Genomic DNA, 14,609 nt, shown 5'->3' on the forward strand with positions numbered 1-14,609 from the left:
AAGCCATGAAATGGCCGTTGGGACAACTCCTGTTTTTTGTTTAGTTTGATAATATTTGCACCTACGAAACATCTGTAGCACCTATCGGACATGGATGACCCTAATCGCAATATTAATCCACATTTGTTATGCTATCGGACCCCATAGTCGCTATTGGTATAAAAAACACCATAATTACTCCTCTTTCTAACGAATAGCATCATTGGAGTCCGAAACCCTGCTCAAAAGGCTGAAAATTCGCAAATAACGGCATCTGGGTCCTTAAGCCTCGGGGGATGATGAAACTGCTGAGTCAAGCAGCCAACGACTAATAGCATAGAGCAACACTGAACAACACACAGCAACACCACAACACTGAGCAACACACCACAACACTGAGCAGCGATCTCCAAGTACCGGGAGAAACGCTGCTCTGCTATTTTTCATAAGAAAAAAAGCTGGCTCATTCGTAGAAGGACTCTACTTATGGTTCAGCTTTCATCATTAAGGTTGCGAATTTTCTATGTTTTGATTGTTTTGATTGTTTTGATTGTTTTGATTGTTTTGATTGTTTTGATTGTTTTGATTATTCTGGTTGTTTTGATTATTTTGATTGTTCTGGTTGTTTTGATTGTTCTGGTTGTTTTGATTGTTCTGGTTGTTTTGAGCGCTTTGAGGTTTTGGTGTGTTTTGGGGCTTCTGAGACTGACCTTGTGGCGGTCTGCCTTGGAAATCCTTTTTGGATTTCTTGCCCTGTGAATCCTTGCCCCGGTGATTTCGGCTCTGATGTTCTCTCACAGGTCTATCCTTCGCCATATTGTCCTTAGAAGAAGTCATCTCTTTAAATGCCAATGAGTGATTCGAGCCTTGCTTAGAGGATGTTTCTTTAGCAGAAAACTCTTTATCTGCAGCCGCTTCATCACTAGCTTCCGATTCTTGCTCCAAGGCCTCTTCATCACTCGGCTCTGGTAATTCTTTGATCAAAATATCCTTGAACATGCCTTCTTGTGGTACCTCTTTCAATTTATGCAGCACAAAATAAGCGCACCCAAAATTGCAGTATTCATTAATATAATCAACCATACCCGAAATCGCTGTATCCCGATTCACCTTAGGATGGTTGTCCCGGTAAAAACCTTTCAAACGCAACTGACTGTAACCCCAGTCACCGATAATATAGTCGTATCTTTCCAGCACCTCGCTATATCTCCCGCGAAATGCCTCCGGATTCCAACCATCCTTATGATCCAACATAAGTTCATAGCCTTTTCCGCCTATTACGATCAAACCTTTTGCCGCCTGCCTTTCTTTGGGAATCATGACGTTGATTATACCACCATCTATGTGGAATATTGGGCTTTCGGTCGCTGTTCTCGAACCGCTCCTACAGCTCCAATATTCCCCTCCAATGACGCAAATCAACGATTTTTATGGGTAACCTAAGAGCAGAGATTTCAGAACGCTGTCGCTCTTCCTCCTCTTACTAACATTCTCCGTGAATTAAACCACAGAAAAGCAATAATTAGCTAGAAGAAACCGCACGCTCCTCGCGAGCTTGAGCTGCAGACTTCACCTGCTCATGCGCATGATAAGAGCTGCGAACTAGCGGGCCTGATTCCACATGGCTGAAGCCACGCTTCATTCCCTCTTCCTTCAACAGTGCAAATTCCTCCGGTGGATAATATTTGTCGACATTTAAATGTTTTGGAGTGGGTTGCAAATATTGTCCTAAAGTCAATATATCACAATTTACGGCTCGCAAATCATCCATTGCTTGTAAAATCTCATTCCACTCTTCACCGACACCAAGCATGATGCTCGATTTGGTTGGAATATTCGGTTTCATTTCCTTGGCTCTGCGCAGCAATTCCAAGGAACGAGGGTACTTCGCTTTAGCCCGTACACGATCTGACATCCGTTCCACGGTCTCAATATTATGATTAAGAATGTCTGGATTACTGTTCATGACAATCTCAAGACTATTCCGGTCTCCTAAAAAGTCTGGAATAAGCACTTCAACACTACATAACGGAAGGCGTTTACGAATCGCCGCGACCGTCTCAGCAAAAATCTGAGCGCCACCATCCGCAAGATCATCGCGGGCCACACTAGTCACCACACAGTGACGAAGATTCATTTTCTCTGCAGCTTCAGCTACACGTTCAGGCTCCTGCAGGTCCAGTTCTGTAGGCATCCCTGTATTTACTGCACAAAAACGGCATGCGCGTGTACAAATATCACCTAAAATCATGAAGGTAGCCGTACGGTTTGCCCAGCATTCATAAATATTCGGACACCTAGCTTCTTCACATACGGTATGTAAAGTTTTGGAACGCATCATGCTTTTGATTTCCTGATAGTTGTCACCGGTAGTTAGCTTAATCTTAATCCAATCCGGTTTAGGTTGCTTTGCTGTTTTATTAGACAAAATGATAAACCCCGCTTCCTCCTGAATGTGATGCTGCAGATGAAAGTTGCTGCCTCATATTATAACATGTGCGATTTACAATTGCCTGTTTTTGTGAAATATGCAGGGTGTATCATCTGGAGTTTCCAGCGAGATTTTTCTGGTACCTTTAGACAAGAACGGATAAAAAGTAGTATTTTGCACCAATCTATAAAAAAGCTTCATCCGAAGTGACTACATTCAATTTAATGCCCGGACAAAAGGAGGCTGTTATCTTGCTGGCCCTATTTAAAAATATTAAAAACCGGAGAACCCTGTTATGCCTGTCCGCGGCCGCTATCCTTTGGGGTGGTTTAAACCTTCCCGTTGCAGCAGCTGTAGCGCGGCCTACTATCCAACCGGTGATGAGCAGCGGGGATCCCGCTAGTGCTAGCAAAGAAGCGCAATGGTCTGGCCGTAGACAGATTTATGAGCAAATGAGCGCAGCTACTGGTATCCCTTGGTTTAGGTTCGCAGCCATTGATCAATATGAACGCACGCTCGCCAAAAAGGGAGCCTCAGGGCAGCCTGTCTCCACGCGCCTTACAGCCATAAAAATCCCGGCACCGGTATGGGCTGGTCCACTTAATCCGGATCAGGGGGATACTTCCCCTAAATCCATTAGCTTCTTTAATGGTTTTGGCAGTGATGGCTCAGGAGACGGCATTGCTGATCCAGAGAATGATGCGGACGTTCTGTATAGTATGGCTAGACACTTATTGAAGTATGGACAATCCGCTAGTGATTTCAGTATCGGGGTCTGGGAGTACTATCACAATGGCCGCGCCTCGCAGCGCATTACCCAGTTCGCGAAGTTATATGAACATTTTGGACGGCTGGACCTATCCGGCAATGCCTTCCCGCTTCCCCTAAGTAACCTTTATTCTTATCGTAGCACTTGGGGTACTGGAAGAAGCTGGGGCGGAGCACGTATCCATGAAGGAACAGATCTATTTGCACCTCAAGGAGTGCCAGTACGAAGCACCTGCTTTGGCTTAGTAGAGACAAAAGGCTGGAACCGGTACGGCGGCTGGAGAATTGGCATTCGCGATATCGAGAACCGTTACCATTATTACGCTCATCTATCTGGATATAACAAAACCATTTCTCGCGGAGATATAGTCACCCCCGGTGAGATTATTGGCTGGGTAGGCAGCTCGGGTTACGGCAATCCCGGAACACAAGGAAAATTTCCTCCACATCTACATTTTGGCATTTACCGCGATCGCGGAATTACCGAATGGGCTTTTGATCCGTTTCCGTTGCTGAAACAATGGGAGAAACAGGAATATAGAGACTTAAAGAACAAAAGAAGCAAAAAAAGTGCTGTAAATTAGAATAAGGTCCCTTTCCTTAGAGAGGGGCCTTTTCTTTTTTAATACAACATCAAACAGCCAAAAGGTTCAATGCTGACCGTAAGCTTATTATTATTTTTAAAAGTTGCTCCAGACAATAAATCAGTTAATTCGTTCTTATCAGCCCGATATGGGCTAAGCTCTAGTTGGTACGGGTTTGGAGAATTATTGATAATCAGCCCTATCTTCTCGTGCTCCACACCTCGTATGTAGCCAAGCACATTACGAACTTCATCAGTAAACCAAGGACGAAATGAACCTTTGCGCAGAACTTCATGGCTTTTTCTCAGAGAAATCAATTGTTGATACCACTTATGCAGCACTGCATTCTGAGCTTGTTCTTGCCATATCATAGCTTTTCTACAGTGGGGGTCTGTCGCCCCTTCCATCCCAACCTCATCCCCGTAATAGATCATTGGAATACCGATATAGGTCATCTGGAAAAAAACAGCCAGCATCATACGTTCAACAGCGGTACTCACGTGGTCCCAACCACGCCCACCTTCTTTACATGCCGTAAGAAACCGCAGGGTATCATGGCTGCCAAGCAACTGAAACATTGCCGAATTCGCCTGGTCATTATACAATGCCTCCTGATGGAGCAATTGCTCCATAAAGCGAACTGGCCCCGTAGATTGTTCCGCAAAAAATTCCAACACTGCATCACGAAGCACATAATTCATTCCTCCATCGAACTGATCCCCTCTAAGCCATGGCCCAGAAGCATGCATAATCTCACCGATCAGCAGGATTTCAGGATATTCAGATTTGAGCTCTTGCCGAAACCGGGACCAAAAACGCGGATTAACTTCATTGGCCACATCCAGACGCCAGCCGTCAATCCCTGTCTCGCGCACCCAATACTTCGCAACCTCAATCATGTAATTCGCCGTATCCGGATTGTCCATGTTCAGCTTTGGCATATGCGCTTCAGCTTTGGCAAACGTTTCATAATTGGGTACAGGCATCTGCGTAACCGGAAAGGAATGAATGAAGAACCAATCTTTATACGGAGATAGCTCTCCTTTTGCCAACACATCTTTAAACGCGAAAAAGCGGTCTCCCGAATGATTAAACACAGCGTCTAAAATCACTTTGATTCCATGCCTGTGTGCCTGGCTGACCAGCGCCTTCAATCCTTCCATATCCCCAAATACTGGATCAACCTTATAGTAATCGGAGGTATTATATTTATGCTCTGAAGGAGACTCAAATACAGGCGTCATATAAACAACGTTTACTCCTAACTGTTGCAAGTAGGGCATTTTGTCAGAAATGCCTTGTAAGGTCCCTTCGTTATAACTGCTAGGATAGATTTGATAGGTTACTGCATCCATGCTCCATGAAGGTAACTTCAACGCCTCAGAATGATGGAGATATGCATATTGAAAAGAACCCGCACGTTCCCGGTTCTCCGACGCCCCTCTCTCTCCATACCAGACATATTCACCCGCAGGATTAGTTACATGGAATAGATATCTGCATTTTTTCGTAGGGTTCTCAATGACCGCTTCATGTATCTCATAAACACCTGCCGACCCAATCCGCTCCATCTGCAAAGGAACTTCATGCCCCGGAGAATCATAACGGTCTGAGTAGATGACGGTACAGGATAATTGCTGTCCAGCTTGCGTGAACAGTCTGAGCTTCAAGATGCCCGTACCCACAGGATAGGCAAACGGATCTTCACTTGTATGATATAAAAACCATGTATGAGGCATAACTTCTAAACTCCTTTTTTATGCTTTTATCTTTAAATCTATGAGACTCTTTGTGATTAGAGAGACTGCTAAATTTGTGTTATTATGGTTACAAATACCGTTCCGGATTATGAGGGGAAGACAATGAAAGTAACCATTTCTGATATTGCCAAAGCAGCCAATGTGGCTAAATCTACCGTATCCAAAGTATTAAACGATTCCCCAAAAATATCACAGAAAACGAAACACAAAGTTCGCGAAATTATGAAGCAGATGAACTATACACCAAGCAGTATCGCTACTGGATTAGCCAGACAAAGCAGCTGTAATATTGGTCTCCTGGTCGATATGTCCAAGGAAAGTGAATTTCTAAACCAGTTTTTCTACAACATCATCGGTGGAATAGAAAGTGTAATTGCGCCTTTAAAATACGAGCTGACTATTTCCAATGTGCAGCATAGTAGTCCGGAAGGACATTTTCTAAATAGACTTGTATTCAGCAAACGTGTCGACGGAATCATAGCGAATAACTCCGTACTTACGGAAGAGCTTTGCGAAGAACTGAACCGCTTGGAGTTTCCCTACATCTCCATCGGCGAAATTATGACTCCCGGAAGCTGGGTCGATTTCGATAATGAAGCAGGCGGCAGCATGCTGACCTCACATTTAATAAAGCAGGGGTATTCCAAAATAGCCTTCACAGGCGGGCAGCAGCAGGAAAAGATTTATACCCATCGTCTGAGTGGATATTTGCAAGCATTGCAGCAAGCAGATCTTGCGGATCAGCAGCAATGGATTATCAATTGTAAGGCTGATGAACATGAGAGCTATCATGCTGCACTTGAGCTTCTACAGAGCGAAGATCGACCAGACTCCGTAGTATGCATGAACAGCTATGTTGCCTTCGGGGTGCTTCAAGCTGCAAAATCACTGGATATTCATGTTCCATCACAGCTCGGCATCGCAGCTTTTGATGAATATCCTCTGTCCCGTTATACTACGCCTCCTCTAACCTCTCTGAATATCGACACGTTCCAGCTGGGGGTATCTTCAGGCGAGCTGCTGATGCAACGCATTCGTAATAACAACATGCCTACCGGGCATTTGCTTCTCGAGCCAGAACTCATTCCCCGTGAGTCAACCATGAGATCCCAGTTCCCGGCGGGAACTTAGTGAGGAGGCAGAAGCTTGGTTGCGCTGAGTGCTGATTCGGCTTGATTGTCTGGAGTAACTAACTGAGCTTGATTGAGCTTGTGTAGCTGACTGAGCTTTATTGCGCTGAGTGCTGATTCGGCTTGATTGTCTGGAGTAACTGCTTTAGCTTGATCGAATTTGAGTAGCTAAAATGGCTACATCGGATTTAATTGCATTTTGTGCAATAGAAATCCTTATAAGATGGGTAACATTCGATTTAATTGCACTTTGTGCAGTCAAAACTCGTGAAATCGGCAAAAAACAGCCTTTTTCCTGAATTCTACTGTACAAAATACAGTTAAATCTTTCTACCAGCTTCAAACAGAAAGTCTAATTGTACTTTCTGCAATTAAAAAGCTTCATACTGCTTACCAAGGAGCGGCCCCATACGGGAGCCGCTCCTTGTTGTGTTTAAACTGTAGATATTATGAAGCTTATAGATCCTTCCAGCGCTGAACCGTCAAATTTACGGTTTGTGCACCGCCTGTTGGCGTAAGGGTTCGATTGGAAAGATCCGATCCATTCGAATTCACCTCCACATTAGTCCAAGCGCCTCGTGTAACTTTGTATTGAATTGCTGTTCCCGCCGGTAGACTTAGTGTGATGGAGTAAATACCATCACTGCCCTTCGTCAGTTGGTAGTTCGGATCTGCCACATTCCAGCTATTGAAAGAGCCGGAGAGATAAACGGGACCACTCACAGGAGTAGACGCAGGAACAGTTACTCGGAATGTAACACTATCCGCTTGTGGTTCTCCTGCGGTGATGTTGCCATTCACCATACTCCAGGTGCCCGCAGCAAAATGATAGTTATTGCCGCCATTGTTATCCCATGTGCCACTGCCATTATTAAAGGCTGCGGTCAGCCCAGCTGCCGTGCCCAGCTGAATCGTAACCGCCTTATATCCTGTAAAAGCAGAAGCTTGGAGCTGCTCGCCTGGAGACGTCGTCCAGACCGTTGAACCATCGAGCTTATAATGGATATAAGAGCTGCTATAAGCCGCATTCTTATAATAGATCGTTGCCGTGCTGCCGACAGGTGTTGCCGTTGGCGTTGGTGTAGGCGTTACGGTCGGTGTCGGAGTTGGCGTTGGCGTTGGCGTTACGGTCGGTGTCGGCGTTACCGTTGGCGTCGGTGTTGGCGTTGGTGTTGCTGTTGGTGTTACGGTTGGCGTCGGTGTCGGCGTTACCGTCGGTGTCGGCGTTACAGTTGGTGATGGTGTCGGCGTTACCGTTGGTGTCGGCGTCACTGGTCCACCCGATTGAATATTGCCAGTTGGTGTATAAGTCCAGGTGCCGGCACTAAATAAATAGTTGCTGCCCCCGTTACTGTCCCAAGTACCGCTGCCATTGTTAAAGCAAGCTTCAAGCTGGCTGGCTGAGCCGATATTAATCGTTATTTTGTTGTAGCCTGCTACATCAGAGACAGGTATCGCCACACCTGGTGATGTCGTCCAAGTTCCTCCTACAGGGCGATAATGAATATAAGGCGAGGTATAGCCCTGCTTATAGTAAATAGTGACACTGTTCCCCGCTGGTGTTGTCACTGAAGCAATCGCGCTAAGGAGGGATAGATTGCCTGCTGCATCCATTGCTTTTACCGTATAGTCATACGTAGTACTGGCGGATAATCCGTTATCCGTATATGAAGTAGTTGCGGATGTACCCACTTTGACGCCGTTGCGATAAATTTCATATCCGGTCACACCTACATTGTCGGTGGAAGCGGTCCAGCTTACTAAAGCACTGGATGCATTTTGAACAGTTGCGGTCACGTTAGTTGGTACAGTTGGAGCCACTGTATCTGTAGGAAGCTGTTGTTTTGCATAGATTTTGGCTGCATTTGCACCCACGGTTACAGTGATCTGCTTGCCAGTTGCTCCACCCGATTGTACAGTTACCGTATCCGAAGTGTTCAACTGGTTATAAAGAACCGTCCCGACTGCCAAGCTGCTCTCTGCACGCAGTGGAATGGTAACGGTCTGCGAGCCGCTGGATTTATTACTGAATACGGAGATAACTTCCTGCCCCAGATTAGTTCCAGTATCGATACGACGTGAAAAAGCATATAAGTTCTGTGCAGACCACATTTCACGTTGAGTGCCTGTACGGAGTGCCGGATTATTTTTCCGAATCTCATTAAGTTTGGCTACGTGCTTGTAGGTGCTGGCATTCTCATTAAAATAATTCTCTAATACATTGCCGTTTGCATCCCGTTTCACCATTGACCAGCGGTTCCAGGTATCGGCGATGCCTCCCGTCATAATCTGTCCATTACCATTGCCTTTGTTCTGTTCCGTACCTTGGAAGACTACGGGTGTTCCACGCACTGTAAAAATAAAAGTCAAAGCGTTCTGCAGCTTATCTACGCTTCCTCCAGCTTCTGTGAGAAAACGATTGCGGTCATGATTGTCGATAAAGGTGACCATGTGATTGGCATTTCCGTTGTAGTAGGAATCCTGTGCCAAGGTGCTTTTAATATTGGAGTCAAAAGACTGCCCATATGCGAAGCTATTTAGAACGGAGAAGAACATTGGGAAATCAAGCATGCCCCACTCCTTGTTGTTGCCGACCCAGCGCGAGACAAATTCAGCATTGCCGTCAAAATTCTCGCCAAAGGTATTAACCCCCAGATAATTTTGCAGTTCACCAATATCAGTCGGCTTCATCAGCTTGGCTGCGTCTACACGCGCACCATCTGCTCCTGTATAGTCAAACCAGCCTTTAATTGAATCAAATACGGCTTTTTTAGCGGCAGGGACATCGAAGTCAATGTCATCCAGTCCGCCTAGATCATGATTTTCTAAGTAATCCTGTGCCCATTGATCGTATCTTCCGTCTGCCAAAGACCAGTTGATATCTCCATTATGGTGATACCAAGCCGGGTTATTAAAAGGAGCTGCTGGCTGCAGACTAGGGATATCATAGTAGGCTTGGGTACCCAGCATATAATCCCCGATATGGTTCGGCACAACGTCGATCACTACCTTGATGCCAACCGCATGTGCGGAATCCACTAACTCCTTAAGCTTCTCCTTTGTACCAAAGTAGGGATTGGCTGCGTTAGGGTCCTTAACATTGTACCCGTGATACGCTGTATTTTTACCGCTGCCATTGTTCTCCCGATTCGTCATTTGTGGCTCCGCCACTGGGGAAATCCAGATCGCGGTGTAGCCCATATTTTTAATATAAGACAGCTTGTCGATCACCCCTTGCCAATCTCCGCCTTTCATATAACGGAAATCTTCTTCAGAGTTCTCGCCATAGCGAATTGCCGCTCCCGTAGCATTGTTGGAAGAGTCCCCGTCATTAAACCGGTCAACCATAATCTGATAAATGGTATCATTCTCGTTAATCGTACCGATGCTGGCCGCATCTGCCTGTTGTGGCGCTAAGATGAATAAATTAATCACAGTAGAAAGAAGAATAGATGTAATCAGAACGGGCACGTACCATAACTTACGTTTCATCGCGCGCATCTCCCTCTCTTATTAAAGCGTATTCATAACACACTAAAACCTACTTCTTGGATTAAAAACAACCTTTCCAGCGATGTTTTTGGCATAGAAACAAACGAATTTTAGGGAAACCGGTTTCCCTACTAAAAATTACCATGACACCAGACGCGTTGTCAAGCCTTAAAATTGAAATGCACAACAAAAAAAGAGCTCCTATTTCGGAAGCTCTTGGGGTTGATTATTTAGTGTTTGAGTTCAACGTCCTGTACTCTGAATAAACTGCAAGACTTCATTCATAATTCGGTCCTTCTCTTCACAATGGCACACCATATGACCACTGTTGTCGACCATCAGCACCTGTTTTTGGGTCGCCTTGATCATATGATGACGTAGGTAATCGGCGCTTCTAGTCTTCACTAGATGATCCCGTTTCCCTTGCACGATCAGGGTTGGAGTCTCAATATGCGGATAAACAGAAAAGCTTTCACGAACCAGTCGCTGGAACTCTCGAGTTGCTTTTGGAGGCGTTGAACTGAATTTACTAATATAAGTTTTTAGCATGGAAAAGCTCGCAAGGGTCTTAATAATTTCTACAGGATTCAGCGGAAACACAGGGGTAGACAACAAAGTGAGAGATTTAATCCAAGGTTTATAGCGCACTGAAAGATGTGAAGCAATAAGAGCACCGGTTGAAAAACCGATCAGATGAACTCCGTCACTTGTCTTTAACAGCTCTGTTAATTCATCCTCAGCACTTTGCTGCCAATCATGTCGATCCGAATGCAGTAAATCATTCCTGCTGCCCCCGTGCCCCTTTAGGGTAAATGTTCTGGAACGATAATTATGCTGCTCCAAAAACTGGGACAAGGGAGAGATTTCATGCTCACCTCCGGTAAAGCCATGAATAAATAAACAACTTTCCATAATTGTCCCTCTTTTCACATTCCAAACTGAATTCCATCTTTATTGTATAATGCCAATCCCCTTTATTTTCTATTCATTCCAACCTTCTATGTAAAACCTTAACCAAATGATGTCAAGGTTCACCACCGTTATAGGTTCAAAATAAAATATATATTCTATTGTTCCCACCAAAGAAGACCGAGTGCAGAAGTAATCGTTAAACCTACGGCCGAGCTAGATGAAGTTACGTTAGCACAAATAGCAGTCCCCGGCGGAACGATGATGCTGCCCGTAAAGTTCTGTGAGAAAGCGCCTGGGGCTAATTGATAATTGTAAAGCGTCGTCCCCCCGCTAATTGCCGCTGTTGAAGATTGAACGGTCATCGCACTTGTAGCCGCGCTTCCGAGATTATTATTTGTTGGTGTCAAGGTTGCAGGAGAGGTTAACGTCCCCCCTTTGACAATTGTAAAGCTTCCAGACATAGCCGATAGCAGAGAAGATCCGCCGATACTGCCGCTTATACGAGATATATATACGGTTTTTCCGCTGCCAGCAGCATTACTAATCCGAATAGAAGTAATTGCAGAAATAAGACTAAGTACGACCAAACTAGACACGGATGTGTTGGTAGAATACAAGACCGCAGCCTTCGAAGCACTTATTTCAGGTGGCGCGCTGATATCCGGAGATTGGAAGGTATTGACCATATCCACATAAAGAGGTTGATCATTGTCGTTAAACACATATTGATTAGGCATGATTATCCCCTCCCAGTTCTAATATTCCCACCAGCTGATAGATGTTGTCGCTGCTGAAGTTCCCGATGCAATCGTGATGGACGTGGTTATGGAATTTCCGGGAGGAACAACGATTTGTCCAGTAAAGTCAACAATGACGGGACCTGCTGCCAGTAATAAAGATACTAGAGTGGCCGGACCTCCCGTAGGGGCAGCAGTCGAGGTTCTGGCCGTCATCACACTGGTTAACGCACTTCCAAAATTAAAATTTATCGGTGTAACGGTGGTTCCGGTGACCGTAGCGTTCCGAAGTAGAGATAACGTAACCGCAGCTGTTGCCGAGCTAGCTGCAACACGGGATACATACAATGTACGTCCGCTGCCTGCCGGATTACTAATCTGAACAACTAACGGTGCAGCAGTCGTTACCGTAGAAGTAAAAGGGATTCCAAACAATAGCCCCGCCTTAGCCGCTCCTCCCTCCGGAGCTGAATCTATACCAGGTGCAACATACGTGTTGACTTGTTCTGTAAAGAGTGGCTGGCTACTCTGATTAAATACTGAATCGTTTGGCATGCGCTATCCTCCCCGTACTTGAGCTTATCTTATTTTATGCCGCTCTAAGTAGCAGGTTGTTTGGGAAGGTGCGTATTTTTGCTTTTGCAGCCCAATCACCTCTTATTTTTCACCATATATTATTATCACCATTCGAATGGCTAAGGATTGTCCCTAACGGTTCGCGGCTTATTGGACTGCGGTTTATTGATGCTCAGGGCTCAAACGACGGTTAGGGTCCTTTTATGGATAGGGTTCCAGAAAACCCGTAGGAGGTGAATGAAATCCATAACGGTCTGGAACTAGAAAAGCGCAGCAAAATAAAACACACAAAAAAACAGGGGAATCGCTCTAGAAATCCGCAACCTTTTCCACCTCCAAATGGTCGAAGAAAGCGCCGTAAGGTCACGATCAGTCCTTTATTTTCCGAGCATCAATTTATCGGATTCCCCGTGTCCAGCTCCATTTCGCCTCTGCCTTGGCAAAAAAGCGGAACTAAAACGATGATCTCTTACGCAGTTATGAACCAAGGAGACCACCCTGTTAGCGTCCGCTTGGAGATTAGTCCGAACAGTCTTGATTCTTTTATAGATTCAGAAGAGATCGTGGCTGCAAAAGAAATGAAGGTGCTAGTGCCAAGCAGATTTTTAAAGTGGACTCGGATATTCGCCTCCACGCAACAGTCAACGGGTTTAGGCAAAATTGATGTATACGTCCAAGCCCAGTCTATAGGTATGAGTTAACAATTTTATAAGAGAGGGACGAGGAATTTTGCCTAACTACAGCTCTTTTCAAGCTAATCCCGATAATCTACGAACGCTTATTTTTGGCCGGGATGCCTCGCTGATTGATCATCCGCTTACTACAGATCCAGGCGGAAATCTAACGACAATTATCCTAGATGGTACGATTTCCAATATACTCGGAGCTACCATCACTGCGGGTACTTTGTCCTCAGCAGGAACAGTTACTAACATTCTTAACGGGACTATCACTAGCGTACTCGGGGCTACCATCACAGCGGGTACCTTGTCTTCCGCAGGAACAGTTACTAACATTCTTAACGGGACTATCACTAGCGTACTCGGGGCTACCATCACAGCGGGTACCTTGTCTTCCGCAGGTACGGTAACTAACATTCTTAACGGGACTATCACTAGCGTACTCGGGGCTACCATCACAGCGGGTACCTTGTCTTCCGCAGGTACCATTACTAACATTCTCGATGGCACGATTACCAGCGTGCTCGGAGCTACGATCACAGCGGGTACCTTGTCTTCCGCAGGTACCATTACTAACATTCTCGATGGCACGATTACCAGCGTGCTGGGAGCTACGATCACTGCCGGTACTATTACTAGTGTACTAGGCGCAACCATTACCGCTGGTACTTTGTCCTCAGCAGGAACAGTTACCAATATTCTTAACGGGACTATTACTAGCGTACTTGGAGCTACCATCACAGCTGGTACCTTGTCTTCCGCAGGTACCATTACTAACATTCTCGATGGCACGATTACCAGCGTGCTCGGAGCTACGATCACTGCCGGTACTATTACTAGTGTACTAGGCGCAACCATTACCGCTGGTACTTTGTCTTCAGCAGGAACAGTTACCAATATCCTTAACGGGACCATTACCAGCGTGCTCGGAGCCACCATTACGGCTGGTACTTTGTCTTCCGCAGGTACGGTCACCAACCTCTTAAACGGGACCATTACCAGCGTGCTCGGAGCTACGATCACAGCTGGTACTTTGTCTTCTGCAGGTACGGTCACCAACCTCTTAAACGGCACCATTACCAGCGTGCTCGGAGCCACCATTACAGCCGGTACACTCAGTAGTGTGACCTCTATTTCACAACGCAGCTTTATCGAACAGACCACGACGGGTATTGCAACTGCTAATGCCTATACTCCTCTGCCAGCAGTGACTACGAGCGTATTGGGGACCTATTCCTTTTTCATCAATAACACTGGAGCTAACCCAGTCAACACACGAGTAGAAATCAGTGCTGACGGAACGAACTATTTCGTCGATACCACAGGAGATAATCCTTTAGCAGCAGGTTCTATCGATGTCATAGTTCCGGCAAGATTCCTGAAATATACACGCTTATCCTATCAATCAACGAATGCAGGAGCCGCCTCAACAATCAATGTAAGTTTCAACGCGCAGGGAACGTAATGCAGATGCCCATCATATGTTGTAACGAAAGAGTGCATGGATATCCATGTGCTTTTTCTTTTGATAGCAAAAGCTGATTTCTACTTCTACATATG

11 protein-coding genes are annotated in these 14,609 nt (G+C 45.5%); 4 read left to right on the forward strand and 7 right to left on the reverse strand.

What is annotated here, in order from left to right; translation table 11 throughout:
* Positions 1-483: 483 nt before the first annotated feature.
* Complete coding sequence (locus tag MKX34_RS27440; protein WP_256717604.1) at positions 484-1,299, reverse strand: YutD family protein; 816 nt, start codon at positions 1,297-1,299, stop codon at positions 484-486.
* 202 nt (positions 1,300-1,501) lie between these two features.
* Positions 1,502-2,407: a lipoyl synthase gene (gene lipA, locus MKX34_RS27445; protein WP_076296365.1), complete on the reverse strand. Its 906-nt coding sequence runs from the start codon at positions 2,405-2,407 to the stop codon at positions 1,502-1,504.
* A 254-nt stretch (positions 2,408-2,661) separates the two neighbouring features.
* Between lipA and MKX34_RS27450 the strand changes: the two genes are divergently transcribed.
* A complete protein-coding gene (locus tag MKX34_RS27450; RefSeq protein ID WP_076296364.1) occupies positions 2,662-3,762 on the forward strand; it encodes a M23 family metallopeptidase in 1,101 nt (366 codons plus the stop codon).
* A gap of 38 nt (positions 3,763-3,800) precedes the next feature.
* Here the strand turns inward: MKX34_RS27450 and MKX34_RS27455 are convergent, their stop codons facing one another.
* Complete coding sequence (locus MKX34_RS27455) at positions 3,801-5,501, reverse strand: alpha-glycosidase (RefSeq protein ID WP_076296363.1); 1,701 nt, start codon at positions 5,499-5,501, stop codon at positions 3,801-3,803.
* Between the two features lie 123 nt (positions 5,502-5,624).
* Between MKX34_RS27455 and MKX34_RS27460 the strand changes: the two genes are divergently transcribed.
* Positions 5,625-6,653: a LacI family DNA-binding transcriptional regulator gene (locus tag MKX34_RS27460; RefSeq protein ID WP_076296362.1), complete on the forward strand. Its 1,029-nt coding sequence runs from the start codon at positions 5,625-5,627 to the stop codon at positions 6,651-6,653.
* Positions 6,654-7,108: 455 nt separating this feature from the next.
* Here MKX34_RS27460 and MKX34_RS27465 read toward each other — a convergent pair whose 3' ends face one another.
* The 4 genes from MKX34_RS27465 to MKX34_RS27480 form a co-directional block, all read right to left on the reverse strand.
* Complete coding sequence (locus MKX34_RS27465; protein WP_076296361.1) at positions 7,109-10,144, reverse strand: carbohydrate binding domain-containing protein; 3,036 nt, start codon at positions 10,142-10,144, stop codon at positions 7,109-7,111.
* Positions 10,145-10,387: 243 nt separating this feature from the next.
* A complete protein-coding gene (locus MKX34_RS27470) occupies positions 10,388-11,056 on the reverse strand; it encodes an alpha/beta fold hydrolase (RefSeq protein ID WP_076296360.1) in 669 nt (222 codons plus the stop codon).
* Positions 11,057-11,211: 155 nt separating this feature from the next.
* Positions 11,212-11,793 (reverse strand): hypothetical protein, encoded by a 582-nt coding sequence (locus MKX34_RS27475; protein WP_076296359.1) that lies wholly within the window; start codon positions 11,791-11,793, stop codon positions 11,212-11,214.
* An 18-nt stretch (positions 11,794-11,811) separates the two neighbouring features.
* Positions 11,812-12,348, reverse strand: a complete 537-nt coding sequence (locus tag MKX34_RS27480; protein ID WP_076128012.1) for a hypothetical protein — start codon at positions 12,346-12,348, stop codon at positions 11,812-11,814.
* Positions 12,349-12,830: 482 nt separating this feature from the next.
* On the opposite strand from MKX34_RS27480, the gene MKX34_RS27485 reads away from it, so the two are divergent.
* Positions 12,831-13,070, forward strand: coding sequence for a DUF6385 domain-containing protein (locus MKX34_RS27485; protein WP_339205477.1), 240 nt, complete (start codon positions 12,831-12,833; stop codon positions 13,068-13,070).
* 28 nt (positions 13,071-13,098) lie between these two features.
* A complete protein-coding gene (locus MKX34_RS27490) occupies positions 13,099-14,514 on the forward strand; it encodes a DUF6385 domain-containing protein (RefSeq protein WP_339203878.1) in 1,416 nt (471 codons plus the stop codon).
* Positions 14,515-14,609 lie beyond the last annotated feature (95 nt).

Source organism: Paenibacillus sp. FSL R5-0636, assembly GCF_037974255.1.
Lineage (GTDB): Bacteria > Bacillota > Bacilli > Paenibacillales > Paenibacillaceae > Paenibacillus_AQ > Paenibacillus_AQ odorifer.